Source organism: Micromonospora sp. NPDC005257 (genome assembly GCF_042872445.1).
Classification (GTDB): domain Bacteria; phylum Actinomycetota; class Actinomycetes; order Mycobacteriales; family Micromonosporaceae; genus Micromonospora.
Window position 1 is genome coordinate 103,968 of sequence record NZ_JBIAKL010000012.1, and the last position, 19,363, is coordinate 123,330.

Genomic DNA, 19,363 nt, shown 5'->3' on the forward strand with positions numbered 1-19,363 from the left:
TCAGCGCCTCTCCCCATCGTCGCTGCCCGGGGCAGCGGTGCCGAACAGCTTCACGAAGACGAAGGCGATGATCGCCACGGTGATGAAGATCAGCACCGACATCGTGGAGCCGATGCCGAGGTTCAGGCCCCGGATCAGGTTGTTGTAGGCGAGCATCGACACCGACGACGTCTCGTTGCCGCCGTTGGTGAGCACGAAGATGTTGTCGAAGACCCGGAACGCGTCGAGCGTGCGGAACAGCAGCGCGACCAGGATGGCCGGCTTCATCACCGGCAACATGACCTTGGTGAACCGCTGCCACGCCGTCGCGCCGTCGGTGGAGGCCGCCTTGAGCAGGTCCTCCGGCACCAGCGCCAGCCCGGCCATCAGCAGCAGCGCCATGAACGGGGTGGTCTTCCAGATCTCCGCCAGCATGATGATCGCCAGCGAGCTGGCCCGCTCGGTCAGCGGGGCGCTGCCGTCGAACAGGTTCGCCAGGTAGCCGGTGCCCGGCGTCCAGGCGTACCGCCAGGAGAACGCCGCGACCACAGTGACGATGCCGTACGGGATCAGCGCGGCGGTGCGGACGATGCCGCGACCGACCAGCGTCCGGTGCATGATCAGCGCCAGGCCCATGCCGAGAACCAGCTCGACCGCGACGGTGACCACGGTGATCAGCGCGGTCACCCCGAACGCGGTCCACCAGAAGTCGTTCGTCAGCACGGTGACGTAGTTCTCCAGCCCGACGAACTCCCGCTCGTCGGGGAAGCGCAGGTCGAAGCGTTGCAGCGACAGCCAGACCGAGTACAGGATCGGGTACGCGGTGACCAGCACCATGACCAGCGCGGCCGGCGCGCACAGCAGCCAGCCGAGACGCCGCTCGGCCCGCTTGTTCTCGCTCAGCGGGGCGCGGGAGCCGCGCCGGGAGCGCTGTTCCGGTACGGCGGCGTGCCGGCCGCCCGGCTGCCCGGCCTCGGCCTCGGCGGCGACCTGCGCGCCGGCCGGGGTGGCGTTCACGCTCATGGCAGAACTCCCTTGGACTCCAGCGCGTCGGAGATCGCCTTGCGCAGCTCGTCAGCGGTCTGCTCGGGCCGGATCGCCGACGGCGGCGACAGGATCGCCGACATCACCGTGGAGATGCTCTGGTAAGCCGGGGTCAGCGGCCGGACCGCCGGCTCCTTCAGCTCCTCCAGGATGGTCTCCTTCATCGGGTACGCCTCTGTCATCTCCGGGTCGTCGTAGACGGCCTCGATGGTGGGCGGCACGCCGTCGTTGACGGCGGAGAACTTCTGGTTCTCGGCGTTACGCAGGCAGCGGGCCACCTCGAACGCCTCCTCGGGGTGCTTCGAGTAGCTGCTCACCGCCAGGTTGACCCCGCCGATGGTGACCTTGCTGGGGGTGTCCGCGTCGATGCCCGGCACCCGGGCCCACTTCACGTCCTTCGCCAGGTCGGGGTTGGCCTCCTGCAGCGCCGGATAGACGAACGGCCAGTTCACCTGGAACGCGCCCTTGCCGGACTGGAACTCCAGCCGCACCGGGTCCTCCAGCGCGTTGCTGAACGACGGCGAGGTCACGCCCGACGTGGCGAAGCGCTTGAGCTGGTCGAGCGCGCGGATCGCGCCTTCGTCCATCTCCGCCTTCTTGCCGTCGTCGCTGAGGATCTTGCCGCCGGCGCTCTCGGCGAGCGTGTTGTAGAGGACCACCAGGCCCTCGTACTGGGCGCCCATGGTGAGCACCTGGTACGGCTTGCCCTGCTCCTTGAGCTGCTGGGCGGCGGAGATCATCTCGTCCCAGGTCTTCGGCGGCTGCGACACCAGGTCGGACCGGTACCACAGCAACTGCACGTTCGTGTTCTTGGGCGCGCCGTAGAGCTTGTCCTCGTACCGGGCGGTCTCCAGCGGGCCGCCGAGCGTGCCCTGCTCGACCTCGGCCTTGTCCTGGCCGGTCCACTCTTTGATCCACTTCGCGCTGGCGAACTCCTGGGTCCACGTGACGTCCAGGCCGAGCACGTCCATCCCGCTGTCCTGCGCGGCGAGCCGCCGTACCATCTGCACCCGCTGCTCGTCGGCCTCGCGCGGCAGCACCCGGTAGTCGATCCGGTATCGCCCCTGCGCCGCCGTGTTGCAGGTGTCGACGACCTTCTGCAGGTTCTGCTCGGGCGGGTAGTACAGGTTGATCGTGGGGACGCCGCCGTCGCCGCCGGACCCGCAGGCGGCCAGCGGGGCCACCAGCGCGAGCGCGGCGGCCGCCGCCGCCGCGCGTCCGGCCGGCCGCCGTGCGGCCGTGTCGGGGACTGTCGTCATCACCCTCCCCCTCTCTTCGGCGAAGAACCGGGGAGTGACCCGTGCCCCGGCGCACGGCGAGACGACCGGGGAACGGGGCCCGATCGCCCGACGCCCCGGGCGTGTGTCGTGCGGCTGAACGTGCCCGACCTGCGACGGAACGAAACATCACGGACATGTGACAGCAGCCGCCCTGGTCTGCCCGTGGACCCGGCGGGCGCCGCTGGCCCATCGGCTGATCGGCAGGGCGATCGACGAATGCCTGGCCCGGCGCACCGGCGATCCGGCTTGACCGCCGTCCCGCTGCGTGAGCGCGGGGGGACTACCCAGCGTCAGCCGGCTCGGCTAGCGTTTTGCCTAGCTCCGTAGCCGGCGCGTCGCCGTCGATGCCGATGCGCCTCCGGCCGTTCCCCCATCACCCGCCCGATCGGCTGGTTCTGCAGGGAAGTGCCGTGCGTGCGTTCCCCGGTTGGGCAGGATTCCCCCGAGGAGGTGCCGTCGTGCAGGACACCCGCGCTCTCGCCCTGACCTTCGAGGTGAGCGGCCTGCCCCCGGTCAAGACCGAGGCCCTGTCCATCTTCGCCGCCGGGCACCGCCAGGCCACGAGGGTCCGCACCCTGCTCCAGGCCGCCTGCACGGCGGCGCAGCGCACCGGGTGGACCCCGCTGACCGGGCCGGTCGAGGTGGACCTGACCCTGCGTTGTCCGCCCGGGCACCGCACCGCCGACGCCAGCACGCTGCTGGGCGGCGTATGCGCGGTGCTCCAGGACAAGAAGCGGGTGTCCACCATCGGTCTCGCGCACCTCGGGGTGCTCGTCGACGTCGCGCTCTGGGCCGACGACCGGCAGATCCGCCGGCTGTCGTACGTCGAGGAGCCGGCGGAGGAGTTCTCGTATCTGGTCCGGGTGTCGGCCGTACCGACGATGGTTTGACCGACGTCAGCGGTGGGGTACCGCGGACGCCGACGAAGGGAGTGCCGATGTCGGAGCCACATGTCACGCTCGACCCGAGCGGGCTCGACCCTGTGCAGCAGAAGCTGCGCGGCCCGCTGGAGGATCAGCTGACCTCGGCCCTGCAGGCGGCCGCCGACCGGGTCCGCGCCGGCTACGCGGGTGAGCCGGTGGAGGACGTCTGCCGTCGGTTGCTCGACGAGACCCGCTCCGGCCTGCACCCCGACATCGCCGCCGGGTTCAACCCGGACATGGACGAGTTCTGCCGGGTGGCGGTGGCGATCGTGCGCGGCGAGGTCGGCTGACAACCCGGCGTCAGGCCGAGCGGGCGGCATGGTTGACCGACCCCGGGTCGTACCACGCGCTCACCGGGTCGGCCCGCCACGGGGGCAGCGGGTGCAGGTGCGACCACCCTGCCGTCCATCCCCGCTAGGCGACGGCGCTCCCGATCCAGTCGACAAGCCGGACGAACGCCGCCTCGATCTCTACGTAGTCGAGATCCTCCTCGTCCAACTCACCCCAGACCGCCCGATACAACACGTCCAAAGCGCCGGAGCGAGTCAACCGGAAGCCGAGGGAGTCCTCGCCGTACTGCCGGCCGAGATCAAGCGCAGCGCCGAGGCAGTCCGCCGCCATACCGGAATGTGGCGCATACAGCACCTCACGCTCCCGGATCGCACACAGGGTGGCGGCGAAATCGTACAAGCCGCTTTCGTCTCCTCCTGCCGCCTCCCGCGAACACGCCCGCCGCACCTCCCGGCGAAAGAACTCGAACTGCTCATCACCCTGAAAGGAATGCTCCCCGTACTCCGGCAGCGCCTCGACCAGTCTCTCCACGGTCGGAGTGAGCACGATCCTGCCGCCCACCGCCAGAAATCGATCAGGATCGCCTCCACCCCACAACGTGTAACCCGAGACGAGGTCGAGGTTGAGACCGACGATCCACAGGGTGGTGGCGCCACTGAGTTCCTGGAGCGGTTCACCCATTCGGAACCTTGAAACCATCGAACCTACCCGCCTCATCGCCCGGCCCGATCGACACCGTTTTTGATCTTGAAGTGACTGGATCCCGCCCCACGCGTGCCGGGCGGCGACAATTCCTTGCCGGCCTCCTTGTAGATCCGCTTCACTGTCATTCTCCGGTCCACACGTGACACGACGGGTGAAGGCCAGGGACGTGACATACACCGGCGGCTATATCTCAGCTACCGCCCGGCGGCGGCGATCCGGCGCTCCGGTCAGCTCCGGCGGACGTCGACGGCCACGACGTGGGTGCCGTCCGGGCGGTCGGACTCCCCCAGCCGCACCGGCAGCCGGCCGCCGTCGGGCGGTCGCAGGCCGAGCCCGAAGCTGAGGTGTCCCTCGAAGTCGCCGGCCGCCGCCCATCCGCGCAGCGTGGGGAAGCGGATCGCCGCGGGCGGCAGGTCCGCCGTCCCGCCGCCGCGGGCGTCGTGGGCCTGGGCCGGATCGAACCGCACCGACAGGTAGGCGGTGCCGGGCAGCGTGACCGGCGCGTTCCGCCCCTCGGTCACCACCTGCGGCACGTAGGAGACCTCGTAGGACGGGGTGGGCCCGCGGAAGACGAACGCGATCCGGCTGAACCCCTCCGCCGGATGGTCGCCGACGGCGATCGCCACCAGGACGGGCAGCGGCTCCCCGGGCGGCGGGGTGACCGGCACCCGTACCCGATGGGTCACCCGGGCCGGGCCGCCGGGCACCGCCCATCCCCAGGTGACGCGCCAGGACCCGGCGGCCGACGCGGCATCGGTCGGCACCGGCGGGGTCGGGGTGACCTCCGGCGCGTCGGTGGGGGCCGGCTCGGAGGCCGCCGCGACCGTCGGGGTGGGCGCCGGGGACGCGCCGTCGTGGCCGGTCGCCGTGCATGCCGCCGCGAACAGCACGACCAGACCGGCGAGCAGCGGTACGCGCTGAGGTGTCATGACTCAGTCTCGCTCCGTTACCGCCCCGCGCACCAGGGGTGTCCCACCCGCGATCCGGTGGCGATTCAACGTGCTGGTGGCGGGTGCCGGACGGGTCAGGACCGGGTCCGCAACTCCCCGGTCCTGACCCCGGCCGTCCGGTTGGGTGGCGGTCTGCGCCGCGGGAGCGCGGCAGGCGTGGCACGACGCCTTCCGCCGGGCTCCGCACGGCGAGCCGGCATGCCCGCACTCAGCTCCACGGTGCTCTCACCACCGGACTCCGGTGCGCCACCGCCTCACCCCGACGAGGCGTGGGCGCCGGCTCAGGTTAGGCGCGTTCGCGCAGGCCGGACAAGCGATGACCGACGGCCGCGGTTGTGATTGATGTCTATGCCGAATTGCGGCATGTCGGCGTAACGGGGTCAGCCGGTTTCGCGCTGTTCGACTTCGAGACGCCCACTGCGCCCGGCCGGCGACGGCGGGCCGGTGCGGGCCGCCACCGCCCCGGCGACGAGCGCCAGCGCGACCACGTGCAGCGCCCGTACGCCCGCCGGGGCGGCGACACCGGCCGCCGGCAGCGCGGGCAGCAGCAGCGCGCCGAGCCCGGTGACCGCCAGCGCCACCCGCCAGAACACGTTCGGGTTCGCCTCCGGCGCGGGTAGGTGCCCGCCGTCGGCCCGCAACCCGCGGCGGGCCTCGTAGACGGCCAGCACGATCACCAGCAGCCCGCCGCCGAGACCGGTCACCAGGTCCGCGAACTGGTACCAGTACACGCCGGTCACGGCGTGGAAGTCGGCGACGCCGAGCAGCCGGGGCAGCCGCTCGCTGTGGCTGGCCCGGTCCCACGCCACGTGGCTGAACGCGCCGATGAGCGCCGAGCAGACGGTCACCTGCCAGGGATGGCGCACCGTGGCCAGCGTCGCGTACCAGCGCCAGCCGAACAGCCGCCGCGCGGGTAGGTGCACCGCGATGCCGGCGACCACGCGGCGCACCACCCAGGCGTACCCGAGGGCGACCGGCAGGCACCACCACAGCAGCCCGCCGAGCGTGTGCGTCCCCATGTCGAGCGCCAGCCGCGTGCCGGTGAACAGGTACGCGACATCCGGCGCCACCGCGCCGGTGCACAGCGCCACGCCGTCGAACCAGCCCGGCCGCCACAGTTTGAGCGGCAGCACCGGCGCCAGGTGCGACGGGAAGGTCAGCGGCACCCTCCGGACGTTACCGGCCGGCTCAGAAGTGCTGGACCAGGTCGGGGAACCCGGCCAGCCGGATCACCCGGGAGTCGGACGGGTCCAGCTCGTCGTGCTCCAGGATCCAGGTGTTCTCGTTCGGGATGAAGACCGCGTTCATCCCGGCGGCCCGCGCGGGCAGGATGTCCGAGCGCGGGGAGTTGCCGATCATCCACGCGGCGGCCGGGTCGAAGGCGTGCTCGCGGGCCAGCCAGCGGTAGGTGTCCGCGTCCTTCTCCGGCACGATGTGCGCGGCCCGGAAGTGGTGCAGCAGTCCGCACGCGTCCAGCTTGCGCTGCTGCTCCTCGCGCTCGCCCTTGGTCAGCAGCAGCAGCTCGTGCCGCCCGGCCAGGTCGTCGAGCGTCTCGGCCACGCCCGGCATCAGCTCGACCTGGTGCCCGACCAGCGCCGCGGCGAGCTGCTCGATCTCGGCGCGCTCCCGTGCGGTGGCCGGACGCTCGCGCAGCCTCTCCAGGCACTCCCCGAGGCTGCGCAGGAAGACCTTGCTGCCGTAGCCGTGCGCGACGGCGTTCGCGCGCTCGATGTCGTCGAGCACCTCACGGATCCGCGCCCGGTCGAGCGTGGGGTGGTCGAGCCAGGTGAGGAAGTCGTCGATGACGCGCTCGAACAGGACGTTGTTCTCCCAGAGCGTGTCGTCGGCGTCGAAGACCAGCACGGCGGCCTCCCGGCGCGGCGGCATCGCATCCCCTCCCTCGTGGACCCCGGACACCGTACTGCCCGGCCGCCGGACGGGCCACGCGGATTATCCGGTCGGTTGCCGGTTACCGGCGGCTACCCGACTGCGGAATCCCTGGTCCGACGGCATGCTTCGGCCATGAAGACCTCACCTGATCATCCACCTGGACGCCGGCGGCGGGTGGCCGTCGCGGTGGCCGCGACGCTCGCGGTCACCGGCGCGGCGCTGCCGGGTTCCCCGGCGCTCGCCCTCAACGCCGCGCACACCACAGTGGTCGGCACGAACCCCGTCGACTGGACGCCGCACGCGCTGGACGGCACCGTCCACCGGATCCTGCAGATCGGCAACCGCGTGTACGTGGCCGGCACGTTCACCAAGGTGCGCAACGCCGGTCAGTCGGCCCAGCTGGCGATGCCCCGGCTGGTGGCCCTGGACGCGACCACCGGCCGGATCGACACCACGTTCCGGCCGCAGGTGAACGGCGCGGTCAAGGCGCTCGCGCCCGCGCCGGACGGCCGCTCGCTCTACATCGGCGGTGCGTTCACCACTGTCAACGGCACGGCGGCGTCCCGGCTGGCCCGGATCGACGCGGCCACCGGCGCCCGGGTCGCCGGGTTCACCACGCCGGCGCTGAACAACCAGGTGAACGACATGCGCCTGGTCGGTAACCGGCTGATCGTCGGCGGCGCGTTCCAGACCGTCGGCGGGGTGACCCGGCGGGCCCTGGCTGCGGTGAACGCCACCACCGGGGCGGCCGACGCGTCGGTCGACCTGAACCTGGCCGGTCCGCGCAAGACCACCTCCGGGGCCACCGCGCCGGTGAAGGTGGAGGCGCTCGACGCCTCCCCCGACGGCACCCGGCTGGTGTTCGCCGGCAACTTCAGCACCGTCGCCGGCGTGGTGCGGCACCAGCTCGCGGTGGCAAACCTGTCCGGCGCGGGCGCCACGCTCTCCGGCTGGGCCACCGACCGCTACCAGCCGCAGTGCGCGAAGTCGATGCCGTCGTACCTGCGCGGCGTGGACATCTCTCCGGACGGCGCCTGGTTCGCGGTGGTCACCACCGGCGGCCCGTTCGCGGGCACGCTCTGCGACACCGCGGCGCGCTTCGAGTTCGGTACGGCCACCGGCGGCAAGCAGCCGGCCTGGGCCAACTACACCGGCGGCGACACGCTGCTGTCGGTGGCGGTGACCGGCGCGGCGGTCTACGTCGGGGGCCACCAGCGCTGGCTGGACAACCCGCAGGGCCGCAACTCCGCTGGTCCGGGCGCGGTGTCCCGGCCGGGCATCGGGGCGATCCACCCGACCACCGGCAAGGCGCTGCCGTGGAACCCGACCAAGGACCGGGGCGTCGGCACCCAGGAGCTGTACGCCACCGACCGGGGCCTGTGGGTCGGCAGCGACACCGTGACGGTGGCCGGGGAGTACCACGCCCGGCTGGCGTTCCTGCCGCTGCCCTGAATGGGTGGGGCGCGACGTTCTCCGTCGCGCCCCACCGTCGGCGAAGCATCGATTCCGCCCGCGACTCTCGGCGTTCCCGCAGCGCAACACATCGGCACCCGCAATACAAGCATTGACCTTCGTCGCTGCCTCTGTGTATAAAGGGTTGCATAATTAACGGGGACCAACGGAGGAGCAATTAATGCGATTCCCCCTCTCCCGCCTCATTGTCGCCCTCGCGTCGACGATGGCCGCCGTCCTCGCCTTTCCGGCTTCGGCACAGGCCGCACCCGGCTGGCAGTCCTACACCTACTCGTCCAAGTGGCACTGCTCCCAGGCGAGCTCGGACACCTCGATCGCCGCGGTCAGTGTCTGCGTGGTCGTGAACGGCCAGGCGACCCAGGCCGTCGTCACGGTGACCAACAAGAGGTCGAGCACGATCCAGATCCAGGCGCCGACACTGACCCTGTACTCCGTCGGCCAGCCGCTCTCCACCGTCTCCTGCAACTTCAGCTACCTCAGCGCCAACCAGACGACGGCCTGTTTCGGACCCACTTTCCAACGCACGTGCAGCCAGAACGCGCAGACCTGGGCGAAGGTGAACTACAGCCTGCCCGACGCAGCCATATGGAAGGTCGCCACCGGCTGGTCGCCCACCTGGAATATGTGCACGGTGGCCAGATCGCGCTGAAAATCGCCGAGTCAACCGGCGGCCCGCTCAATTCGAGCGGGCCGCCGGCTATTTCTCGGATTCCGCGCCACGCCGATTCGGCGACCCACGGTCAACGGCGCAACGTGAGGATCAGGTCGGCGACCAGCGCGGTCCAGCCGGTCTGGTGCCAGGCGCCCAGGCCGGCGCCGTTGTCGCCGTGGAAGTACTCCGGGAAGCAGATCAGGTCGCGCCAGTCCGGGTGGGTCTGGAAGAGCTGCGCGGCGCCGTAGATCGGCCGCCGTCCCCAGTCGTCGCGGGTGAACAACGAGATCAGCCGGGCGGACAGGTCGTCGGCGATCTCGTCCAGCGTGCGCTTGACGCCGGACCGGGTCGGATACTCGACCTGGAGGTCGTCGCCGAAGAACGCGGCGTAGTCGCGCAGCGCGCTGATCAGCAGGAAGTTCGTCGGCATCCAGATCGGGCCGCGCCAGTTGGAGTTGCCGCCGAACAGGCCGCTGGTCGACTCGGCCGGCTCGTACCCGACGCTGAACTCCTGCCCGCCGAGCATGACGGTGAACGGCTTGTCCAGGTGGGCCCGGGACAGCGTGCGCAGCCCGTACTCGGAGAGGAACTCGTCGGTGTCGAGCATCCGGGCCAGCAGCCGCACCACCTGGTCCGGCGCGACCATCGACAGCAGCCGCTGCTGGCGGCCGTCCGGTCCCAGCCGGCGGGCGCCGATCACCTCCGCGTACTCCGGGCGGTTGGTGAGGAACCAGCGCAGCCGGGCGCCCAGCTCGGGCAGTCGGCGCATGGTCCGGGCGGACAGCCGGGTGACCGCGGCCAGCGGCAGCAGCCCGACCACCGAGCGGACCTTCAGCGGCACCTTCGTGCCGTCGGCCAGACGCAGCACGTCGTAGAAGAACGCGTCCTCGGCGTCCCAGAGCCCCTGGTGGTACGCCGCCGTGGCGATGTACGCGAAGTGCTCGAAGAACTTCGTGGCGGTGTCGGCGTACGTGCGGTCGTGCTCGGCCAGCACGATCGCCATGTCGAGCAGGTTGAGCGCGTACATGGCCATCCAGCCGGTGCCGTCGGACTGCTCCAGCACCCCGGCGACCGGCAGCGCGGCCGAGCGGTCGAACGGGCCGACGTTGTCCAGCCCGAGGAAGCCGCCCTCGAAGACGTTGTTGCCGCCGGTGTCCTTGCGGTTGACCCACCAGGTGAAGTTGAGCAGCAGCTTGTGCATCACCCGGGCGAGGAACTCGTGGTCGCGGGCGCCGTCGATCTCGAAGACCTTCAGCGCCGCCCAGGCGTGCACCGGCGGGTTCACGTCCCCGAACGCCCACTCGTACGCCGGGATCTGCCCGTTGGGGTGCAGGTACCACTCGCGCAGCAGCAGCAGGATCTGCTCCTTGGCGAAGCCCGGGTCGACCCGGGCGATGGTGACGCAGTGGAAGGCCAGGTCCCAGGCCGCGTACCAGGGGTACTCCCACGGGTCCGGCATGGAGATCACGTCGAAGCTGTTCATGTGCCACCAGCCGCTGTTGCGCCCGTGCCGTCGGCCGGCCGGCGGTGGCGCGGAGCCGGGGTCGCCGGACAGCCACCGCTCGACGTCGAAGTGGTAGAACTGCTTGCCCCACATCAGCCCGGCGATGGCCTGGCGGGCCACCAGTGCCTCGTCGGCGGTGGCGGCGGCCGGGATGACGCTGTCGAAGAACCGGTTCGCCTCGGCCCGGCGGGCCCACAGCACCGTGTCGAAACCGTGGCCCAGGTCGGCCGGTGCGGGCGGCGCGCTGGCCGGCGGCGGCGCGGTGCGGGCCAGCCGCAACCGGATCTGCCGCTTCTCGCCGGCCGGCACGTCCAGCACGTAGTGCAGCGCGCCCTTGGTGCCGATGCGCTCCGGGTTGACGGTGTCCGCGCCGGCCACCACGTGGTCGTTGATGCCGTCCTTCGGGTACGGCGACCGCCCGGGCAGCCCCCACAGCCGCTCGGCGTTCGTCTCGTTGTCGCACAGCAGCGGCACCGGGTCGCCGTCGCCCTCCAGCAGCAGTTGGCCGAGCACCCCGTGCTCACCGACGAGCCGGGCCCCCGACCGCTCCCCGGCCGGCTCGCCGACCAGCTTCGGCACCCGGTCGGTGCCGGGCAGCCCCCACGCCCACGTGTTGCGGAACCACAGCGTGGGCAGCACGTGCAGCGTCGCGTCCTCGTCGCCCCGGTTCGCCACGGTGATCAGCACGCACATGTCGGCCGGGGACGCCTTGGCGTAGTCGACAGTCACCGCCCAGTACCTGTCGTCGTCGAAGATGCCGGTGTCCACGAGCTCGTACTCGGTGTCGTCCCGGCCGCGCAGCGCGTTCACCGCGACCAGCTCGTCGTACGGGAAGGCGGCCTGCGGATAGTGGTAGCGCCAGCGCATGAAGGAGTGCGTCGGAGTGCTGTCGAGGTACCACCAGTACTCCTTGACGTCCTCGCCGTGGTTGCCGCCGTCGCCGCCGAGGCCGAACATCCGCTCCTTGAGGATCGGGTCGCGCCCGTTCCACAGGGCGAGGGCGAAGCAGAACGTCTGCCGGTCGTCGCAGACGCCCGCCATGCCGTCCTCGTTCCACCGGTACGCTCGGGACCGCGCGTGGTCGTGGGGGAAGTAGTCCCACGCCGTGCCGTGCTCGCTGTAGTCCTCCCGTACCGTCCCCCACGCCCGCTCGGACAGATAGGGGCCCCATGCGCGCCAGTCCTGCTCCCCGGCGTCGGCCTGGGCGAGCCGGTGCCGCTCGGGGTCGGGGGACGCGGAGGTCGACCGGTCGGTGATCACTGGCTCATCTTCGACGCCGCCCGGGTACTTCTCCACAGCGGCCATTGTCGCCGTGGCATGTCACACCTCGCTGCCGGTGGAGGAAAGTTGATCGACATCCGTTTCGGGCCACGGGTCTGCGGCGAGCTGTCCACCGCCGCCGCGCGGGAATGGCTGGTCACGGACGGGCGCGGCGGTTACGCCATGGGCACCGTCGCCGGGCTGCGTACCCGCCGCTACCACGGGCTCCTCGTGGTGGCCGGTGACACGCCCGCGTCCCGCAAGGTGGGACTCGTGAGCCTCGACCCGGCGGTGACCCTGCCGTCGGGGCGGCAGGTCCGCCTCGGCGCGCACGAGTGGTCCTCCGGCGTGGTGGACCCGCGCGGCTTCGAACAGCTGGAGCACTTCGACCTCGCCGACGGGGTGCCGCGCTGGCGGTGGCGCATCGGCGACGTGGTGATCGAGCGGGAGATCGCCATGACGTACGGCCGCTCCTGCGTGGCGGTGGTGCACCGGCTGGTCTCCGGCGGCCCGGTCCGGCTGGACCTCGCGGCGGCCTGCACCTGGCGCGACGCGCACGGCGAGCGGCGGGCGGACGGTCCGGCGCCCCGGCTGGAGCCGGCGGCCGGCGGCGCCGTGGTCGACGGCGCGTACCGGCTCGCCGGGCCGGACTGGACCCCGGTGGGGCAGTGGTGGCACGGGGTGCGTCACCGCACCGAGGCCGAGCGCGGCCTGCACCCGGACGAGGACCTCTGGTACGCGGGCCGGTTCACCGGCGCGCTCGACGAGCCGGGCGCGACCGTCTCGGTGCTGGCCTGGGCGGACGACCTGGCCGAGGAGCCGCCACCGGCGACCGCGGTGGTGGAGGCCGCCCGCCGGCGCAGCCGGGCGGTGGTGGCCGCGGCGAAACCCGCCGACGCGGTCGAGGCGACGCTCGCGCTGGCCGCCGACGCGTTCGTGGTACGCACCGCCACCGGCCCGGACGTGGTCGCCGGCTACCCCTGGTTCGGCGCCTGGTCGCGGGACACGATGATCTCCTACGAGGGTCTGTTCCTGTGCACCGGCCGCGCCGACGAGGGCCGGGACCTGCTGCGGGCGTACGCGGCCACGCTGAACGAGGGCATGCTGGCGAACACGGCCGACACCGGCCGGGTCGAGTACAACACCGTCGACGCGACGCTGTGGTTCCTGCACGCGGTCCACCGGCACGTCACCGTCACCGGGGACACCGACCTCGGCGACGAGCTGCTGCCCGCGCTGCACGGCGTCGTCGAGGCGCACGTGGCGGGCACCCGGTACGGCATCGGCGTGGACCCGGCCGACGGGCTGCTGACCCAGGGCGGCCCGCCGGACGTGGCGCTGACCTGGATGGACGCCCGGGTGTACGGGAGGCCGGTGACCCCGCGTACCGGCAAGCCGGTCGAGGTCAACGCGCTGTGGATCAACGGGCTGGCCGGGCTCGCCGAGCTGACCGAGCTGGCCGGACGCGACGCCGCCCCGCTGCACGCCCTGCACGACCGGGCCACCGCCGCGTTCCGGGAACGGTTCCCCGCCCCGGCCGGCTGGCTGCACGACGTGGTGGACGCCCCGGCGCCCGCGTACCCGCTCGGCGGGGCCCCGCACCACGACGACGACCTGCTGCGCCCCAACCAACTGCTCGCCTGGTCGCTGCCGCACGCGCCGCTGGAGCCGGACGAGGTGACGCTGCGCCGGGTCACCGAGGCGCTGTTCACGCCGCTCGGCCCGCGCAGCCTCGCCCCGGACTTCCCCGGATTCACCGGCCGGCACCGGGGCGGGCCCGCCGAGCGGGACTCGGCGTACCACCAGGGCACCGTCTGGCCGTGGCTGACCGGGCCGCTGCTCGACGCGTACCGCCGGGCCGGGCTGCCCACCGACGACCTGCTGGTGGGACTGGTGGGCCACCTCACCGAGGACGGCCTGGGCTCGGTGAGCGAGACCGCCGACGGCACGGCCCCGCACGCGGCCACCGGCTGCCCGTTCCAGGCGTGGTCGGTGGCCGAGATGCTGCGTGCGCGGCGGATGCGCCGGTAACGCGTTACAGACCGGCAACCGGCGCGTCGTCGCCGGTTATCGACGCCTCGGCAGGATGGGTGACGACTCCACCGGACACCACGGCGACGCCGCCGGGGTGGGGACGCCACAACTCAAAGGGGGCCGCGTGTCAGCTGACGCCGAAGTGATCGACATCCAGCCCGCCCGGCGCCTGCGGGTGCTGCTGCTCTCCTGGGAGTACCCGCCGGTGCTCGTCGGTGGGCTCGGCCGCCACGTCCACGCGCTGTCGGTCGCCCTGGCCGCCGCCGGGCACGAGGTCACCGTCGTCACCCGCCACGCCGACGGCGCACCCCTCGAGGAGTACGCCGACGGCGTGCGCATCGTCCGCGCCGCCGAGGACCCGGTCCGGTTCCCGCTCGCCACCGGCTCCCTGCTGGCCTGGACCATGGCGTTCAACCACACCCTCACCAGGGCCGCCCTGCGCGCCGCCTCCTCCGGCGCCTACGACGTCATCCACGCCCACGACTGGCTCGTCGCGCACACCGCGGTCACGCTGGCCGAGCACCTGGACGTGCCGCTGGTGACCACCATCCACGCCACCGAGGCGGGCCGGCACCAGGGCTGGCTGCCGGAGGAGATGAACCGCACCATCCACGGCGTCGAGCACTGGCTGGCCGGCGAGTCCGGCCGGGTGATCGCCTGCTCCGGCTACATGCGCGACCAGGTGGCCCGGCTGTTCGGCGTACCGGCCGGGCGCATCGACGTGGTCGCCAACGGCGTCGACGACCGGGCCTGGCGGGCCCGGCCGCACGCGGTCGCCTCCGCCCGGGCCCGCTTCGCGGCGGGCGGGCCGCTGGTCGGGTACGCCGGCCGGCTGGTCTACGAGAAGGGCGTCCAGCACCTGGTGCACGCCGTGCCACACCTGGCGAAGCGGCACCCCGGCCTGCGTGTGGTGATCGCCGGGGACGGGCCGTACAAGGACGAGCTGGTCGACCAGGCGCGGCGGCTGCACGTCGGGGACACGGTCCGGTTCGCCGGTTTCATGGACGCCACCCAGCTCCCCGCGGTGCTGGCCGCCACCGACGCCACGGTCATCCCCAGCCTCTACGAGCCGTTCGGCATGATCGCGCTGGAGGCGGCGGCGGCCGGCGCGCCGCTCGCCGTGGCCCGCACCGGCGGGCTGGCCGAGATCGTCGAGCCCGGGGTGACGGGGGTGACGTTCCCGCACGGCGATCCGGACGCGCTGGCCGGCGCCGTCGACCGGCTGCTCGGCGACGAGGTCTTCGCCCGGCGGGTGGCCCGAAAGGCCCGGACCATGGTCAGCCGGCGGTACGCCTGGTCGGCGATCGCCGCCCGGACCGCTGCCGCCTACGCCGCCGCCCGCCGTGACCACGACACGTTCCAGGCCCGCCGGGCCACCCGCCTGCTGGCCGGCGACCGGTCCCCGATCGCCGTCCCGGAGGGGAACCTGCTCGCCGGCGCGGCAAGTTAGGCCCCCGGGGGACATGACTCACTGACATGCGATAGGTACCGTCCGATCCGTTGGCTATTGTGGACCACTGACCAGCGGTGAGGAGTGCGGTGCGGGAGGTAGTGATCGCGGGGCGGTACCGCCTGCTCGAACTGGTCGGCCGCGGCGGGATGGGCCAGGTCTGGCGGGCGCGCGACGAGGAGCTGCAACGCGAGGTCGCGGTGAAGCAGGTCGTGCCGCCGAACTGGCTCGCCGAGAACGAGCAGGACGAGCTGCGCGCCCGTACGCTGCGCGAGGCGCGGACGTCCGCGCGGCTCAACCACCCCAACGTGGTGCGGGTCTACGACGTCGTCCGGGTCCAGGGCGAACCCTGGCTGATCATGGAGTACGTCCCGTCCCGCTCCCTCCAGGAGATCATCGAGGGCGACGGGCCGCTGCCGCCCGGGCGGGCCGCCGAGATCGGCCTGTCGGTGCTCGCCGCGCTGCGCGCCGCGCACGACGCCGGGGTGCTGCACCGGGACGTGAAGCCCGCGAACGTGCTGCTGGCCCGGGACGGGCGGGTGCTGCTCACCGACTTCGGGCTGGCCGTGTTCGAGGGCGGCGACGGCGCCATGACGCGGCCCGGCCTGGTCCTCGGCTCCCCCCAGTACGTCGCCCCGGAGCGGGCCGCCGAGGGCGTGTCGAGCGTCGAGGCGGACATGTGGTCGCTCGGCGCCACGCTGCACGCCGCGGTGGAGGGCCGCTCGCCGTACGCCCGCAGCACCGCGATGGCCACGCTCGCCGCGCTCGCCACCCGGCCGCCCGACCCGGCCCCGCACGCCGGCCCGCTGACGCCGGTGCTGGCCGGGCTGCTGCGCCGCGATCCGCGTACCCGCATGGGGCACCGCGAGACGGCCCGGCTGCTCGGCGTGGCCGCCGTGTCGGAGGTCGACGGGGAGGCCGCCGGGTCCGCCGGCCGCGCCACCGCCGCGTCGTCCGACCGGGCGGCCGGGCGCGAGGCCCCCGGTCCGGCACGCGGCGCCCCCGGTGACGGCGCGGCGCTCGCGGGCAACCCGGCCGCGCCTGCGGGCGGCATCTACCCGGACCTGATGCCGCCGGCCGCCGCCGCGCGGGCGTGGAGCCGGGCGGCGAAGCGCAGCGAGTGGGCCCCGCCCGCCGAGGGCGACCGCGCGCCGCCACCGGGCGACGCCACCGGACCGGCGGACGTGCCCGGTTCGGCCGGCCGCCGCTCGGATTCCGCCGGCCTCCCGTCCCCGTCGTCCGCGGCCGGCCGGCCGGATGCGAACCGCCGCCCGGATGCGACAGGCGGTCCGGCCGCCGACCGAGGTTCGGGCGCCGCCGGCTCGGGTGCGGCCGATCGCTCGGGTGCGGCCGATCGCTCGGGTGCGGTCGGCCGGGCGGCGCCGCCGGAGCACGCCCGGGCCGGCGGCCCGGAGCGGGACCGGGCCGGTGACCCGGATGCGACCACGGAGCCGGAACCGCCCCGGGGCGGGCCGGCCCACCCGGGCCCGATCAGCCTCGGTCCCACGGTCCTCACCAGCTTCGTCGACCCGGGCAGCCCGAGCGGGCCCGAGTCGGCCCCCCGCGCCGACGCCCTCAGTCCGGTACACATCGGCGGCCCCGGCTCCGCGCCGGTGTCCAAGCCTCCTCCGGTCGCGCACAGCGGGCCGGTCGACAGCGGCGCGGTGCATCCCGCCCCGCCCCGGCCCGCCGGGGTCCCCCGCCCCGCCGACCCGCCGCTGCCCGCCGCTGGCCGGAACCCGCTGCACCGCTGGGGAGTCGTGCTGGGCGCCGTGCTGCTGGCAGTGGCGACGGGCGTGGGCACCGCGCTGGCGATCACCGGCGGCCGCGACGATCCGCCGCAGCCGGTCCGTTCCCCAGAGGCCGTCGTCACCCGCCCCTGGGACCGCCAGCCCGGGCCGGGCCTGCCACCCCCGCCGTTCCCCTGCGTCCGGCCCGACGTGGCCGGCACACCGGTCCGCAAGGGGCCACCCCCCGACGACCCGCCGGTGACAGTTCCGGCCGGCTGGGTCTGGCCCGCCGACACCGGCGGCTTCCGCATCGCCCTGCCCGCCGGCTGGCTGCAACTGCGCTCCGGCGACACCACCTGTTTCCAGGACCCGGCCAGCCGGCGCATCCTCGGCGTCGAGCCGTACCCGGGTGGCGATCCGGTGGGCCGGTTGAAGTCGTCCGAGCGGGATCTGAACTCCGCCGGCCGGCTGCCGCTGTACCGGAAGCTCCGGTTGGAGCCCGACGGCCCGGGAGCGGCGTGGGAGTGTCTCTGGACCGCGCCGTACGGGGAGCGGATGCACGCGTTGCGCGTGCTGCCCGGCGAGCGGGCCGGCTGGACGCTCGGCTGGACCACGTCCGACGCCGACTGGCAGGCGGCTTCGAAACAGTTCGCGGTCATCCGCGCGAGCCTCGGCACGGTCCGGCCCACCCGTACCGCGGGCTGAACCGGCGCTCCCTCCTCTGTGGACCGTCCGGGTGATGCCCCGCCGTCGTACCGGCTGACTACAGTGGCGTAGTTTCGTAGATCAAGATCTTCGGGAAGGGCGAGCCGAGATGATGGGACCGTCCCACGCGCTCTCGGGCGCGGCGGTGTGGCTGACCGGCTCCTGGGCGATGGCCCAGTTCGCGGACTACCACCAGACACCGCTGGCGCTGGCGGTGGGCACCGCGGTCTGCGCCGGCGGGGCGCTCTTCCCCGACCTGGACCTGTCCGGGAAGGTCACCCGGAACCAGGGCGGCGCCACCGTGGCGCGCACGTTCGGCGTGTTCAGCCTCTTCGTCGCCGAGGTGGTGGAGAAGATCTCGCTCGGCGTCTACTACGCCACGAAGCTCAGCAAGGATCCACGCCGCAACAACGGGCACCGCACGCTGACCCACACCATCCCGTTCACGGTGCTCGTCGGCTGGGGCACCACCGCGCTCTGCGCCCACTACGGCAAGTGGGCGGTGGTCGGCATCCTCTTCTTCATGATCGGCCTGGCGCTGCGCGGGCTCTTCGACGAGTGGGCCGAGCGCGCCGGCTGGGTGGTGGTCACGCTGGTGTCCGCCGCCGCGGCCTGGTTCACGTTCGCCACCCTGCCCGGTGACCGCGGCTATCCGATGATCGGCTTCGCGGTCGGGGTGGGCTGTTTCGTGCACATCCTCGGCGACATGATCACCCGAGCCGGGGTGCCGATCCTCTGGCCCATCCCGATCAAACGCCGGATGTGGACGATGATCGGGCTCCCGAACAAGATCGCCCTGCGCACCGGCAGCAAGGCCGAGACCGTGGTGCTGCGCACCGCGATGACGGTGCTCTCCGTGCTGGCCGCGCTGGGGCTGGTCGCCCCGTCGGTGCTGCAACGCTTCAACATCCAGGTGTAGCCGGAGCGGACGTCCGGAAGATCGGCCCGAGCGGGTCAGCCCGCTTCGGCGGGCAGCGGACCGGCAGTGGCCGCCCGGCGCCCGATCAGCCGGGCCGCCCATCCCACGCCGCCGGCGCTGAGCGCGTACGCCGCCGTCGGCGGGAGGGCCAGCAGCGCGCCGATCCCGGCCACGAGCGGCACCCGGGCGCCCGGCACGTCCGTGGCGACCGCGACCGCCGTGGCGTACCCGGCGGCCAGCACGACCGCGACGAGCCCCGCATACGCCAGACCCCGGCCGAACCGCCGCCGGCCCGCGGCCTCGCCGAGCGCGACGGCCGGCGCGAACAGCAGTGGCAGCCCGGCCACGCCGAGCAGCGCCGCGATCAGCACCAGCAGTGGCCCGGCCAGCGGGCCGCCCGGGTCGGCGCCGGTGACCAGCGCGTACGCCAGCAGGCCGAGGTAGCCGACCACCGCCTCCGCGACGACGACGAGCCAGGCCGCCGCGGCTCCGGCGAGATGTCGAGCGACGGTGGCTCCCACGTTGTCCCCTCCCCTCGCGGACGGCACGACGACCGTCCGATCGGAACGGTAGC

At 73.1% G+C, this 19,363-nt stretch carries 16 protein-coding genes; 8 read left to right on the forward strand and 8 right to left on the reverse strand.

Going from position 1 to position 19,363, the window contains the following annotated elements; genetic code table 11:
* Together ACFYO8_RS24220 and ACFYO8_RS24225 are read right to left on the reverse strand one after the other, a co-directional pair.
* On the reverse strand, window positions 1-1,002 hold the full coding sequence (locus ACFYO8_RS24220; protein ID WP_354873175.1) for a sugar ABC transporter permease: 1,002 nt from the start codon (window positions 1,000-1,002) through the stop codon (window positions 1-3).
* The gene (locus tag ACFYO8_RS24225; protein ID WP_387257565.1) at window positions 999-2,282 is read right to left on the reverse strand and encodes an ABC transporter substrate-binding protein; all 1,284 of its coding nucleotides are present in this window, start codon (window positions 2,280-2,282) and stop codon (window positions 999-1,001) included. Before ACFYO8_RS24225 ends, ACFYO8_RS24220 begins: the two co-directional genes overlap by 4 nt.
* A 479-nt stretch (window positions 2,283-2,761) precedes the next feature.
* On the opposite strand from ACFYO8_RS24225, the gene ACFYO8_RS24230 reads away from it, so the two are divergent.
* Window positions 2,762-3,193, forward strand: a complete 432-nt coding sequence (locus ACFYO8_RS24230; RefSeq protein WP_354873179.1) for a hypothetical protein — start codon at window positions 2,762-2,764, stop codon at window positions 3,191-3,193.
* Between the two features lie 47 nt (window positions 3,194-3,240).
* On the forward strand, window positions 3,241-3,516 hold the full coding sequence (locus tag ACFYO8_RS24235; protein ID WP_354873181.1) for a hypothetical protein: 276 nt from the start codon (window positions 3,241-3,243) through the stop codon (window positions 3,514-3,516).
* 124 nt (window positions 3,517-3,640) lie between these two features.
* On the opposite strand, the gene ACFYO8_RS24240 is transcribed toward ACFYO8_RS24235, so the two are convergent.
* The 4 genes from ACFYO8_RS24240 to ACFYO8_RS24255 all read right to left on the reverse strand — a co-directional run bounded on the left by ACFYO8_RS24240 (window position 3,641) and on the right by ACFYO8_RS24255 (window position 7,059).
* Window positions 3,641-4,198: a hypothetical protein gene (locus ACFYO8_RS24240; protein ID WP_354873183.1), complete on the reverse strand. Its 558-nt coding sequence runs from the start codon at window positions 4,196-4,198 to the stop codon at window positions 3,641-3,643.
* Window positions 4,199-4,449: 251 nt separating this feature from the next.
* A complete protein-coding gene (locus ACFYO8_RS24245; RefSeq protein ID WP_354873185.1) occupies window positions 4,450-5,151 on the reverse strand; it encodes a hypothetical protein in 702 nt (233 codons plus the stop codon).
* 401 nt (window positions 5,152-5,552) lie between these two features.
* Window positions 5,553-6,338: a DUF4184 family protein gene (locus tag ACFYO8_RS24250; protein ID WP_354873187.1), complete on the reverse strand. Its 786-nt coding sequence runs from the start codon at window positions 6,336-6,338 to the stop codon at window positions 5,553-5,555.
* Window positions 6,339-6,360: 22 nt separating this feature from the next.
* Entirely contained in the window at window positions 6,361-7,059 is a 699-nt protein-coding gene (locus ACFYO8_RS24255; protein WP_354873188.1) for an HAD family hydrolase, read from the reverse strand.
* Window positions 7,060-7,194: 135 nt separating this feature from the next.
* On the opposite strand from ACFYO8_RS24255, the gene ACFYO8_RS24260 reads away from it, so the two are divergent.
* Both ACFYO8_RS24260 and ACFYO8_RS24265 read left to right on the forward strand, forming a co-directional pair.
* Window positions 7,195-8,514: a hypothetical protein gene (locus ACFYO8_RS24260; protein ID WP_354873190.1), complete on the forward strand. Its 1,320-nt coding sequence runs from the start codon at window positions 7,195-7,197 to the stop codon at window positions 8,512-8,514.
* 181 nt (window positions 8,515-8,695) lie between these two features.
* On the forward strand, window positions 8,696-9,184 hold the full coding sequence (locus tag ACFYO8_RS24265; RefSeq protein ID WP_354873192.1) for a hypothetical protein: 489 nt from the start codon (window positions 8,696-8,698) through the stop codon (window positions 9,182-9,184).
* A gap of 91 nt (window positions 9,185-9,275) precedes the next feature.
* Here the strand turns inward: ACFYO8_RS24265 and ACFYO8_RS24270 are convergent, their stop codons facing one another.
* Window positions 9,276-11,996, reverse strand: coding sequence for a glucosidase (locus ACFYO8_RS24270; protein WP_354873194.1), 2,721 nt, complete (start codon window positions 11,994-11,996; stop codon window positions 9,276-9,278).
* A gap of 42 nt (window positions 11,997-12,038) precedes the next feature.
* On the opposite strand from ACFYO8_RS24270, the gene ACFYO8_RS24275 reads away from it, so the two are divergent.
* From ACFYO8_RS24275 to ACFYO8_RS24290, 4 genes are all read left to right on the forward strand, one after another.
* On the forward strand, window positions 12,039-13,982 hold the full coding sequence (locus tag ACFYO8_RS24275; protein WP_387257568.1) for an amylo-alpha-1,6-glucosidase: 1,944 nt from the start codon (window positions 12,039-12,041) through the stop codon (window positions 13,980-13,982).
* Between the two features lie 127 nt (window positions 13,983-14,109).
* Window positions 14,110-15,435: a glycosyltransferase family 4 protein gene (locus tag ACFYO8_RS24280; RefSeq protein ID WP_387257569.1), complete on the forward strand. Its 1,326-nt coding sequence runs from the start codon at window positions 14,110-14,112 to the stop codon at window positions 15,433-15,435.
* An 89-nt stretch (window positions 15,436-15,524) separates the two neighbouring features.
* Window positions 15,525-17,870 carry a protein kinase gene (locus ACFYO8_RS24285; RefSeq protein WP_387257571.1) on the forward strand — a complete coding sequence of 782 codons (2,346 nt, stop codon included), beginning with the start codon at window positions 15,525-15,527 and terminating at the stop codon, window positions 17,868-17,870.
* Window positions 17,871-17,979: 109 nt separating this feature from the next.
* Window positions 17,980-18,789, forward strand: a complete 810-nt coding sequence (locus ACFYO8_RS24290; protein WP_354873202.1) for a metal-dependent hydrolase — start codon at window positions 17,980-17,982, stop codon at window positions 18,787-18,789.
* Between the two features lie 35 nt (window positions 18,790-18,824).
* On the opposite strand, the gene ACFYO8_RS24295 is transcribed toward ACFYO8_RS24290, so the two are convergent.
* Window positions 18,825-19,310: a hypothetical protein gene (locus ACFYO8_RS24295; RefSeq protein ID WP_354873204.1), complete on the reverse strand. Its 486-nt coding sequence runs from the start codon at window positions 19,308-19,310 to the stop codon at window positions 18,825-18,827.
* Window positions 19,311-19,363 lie beyond the last annotated feature (53 nt).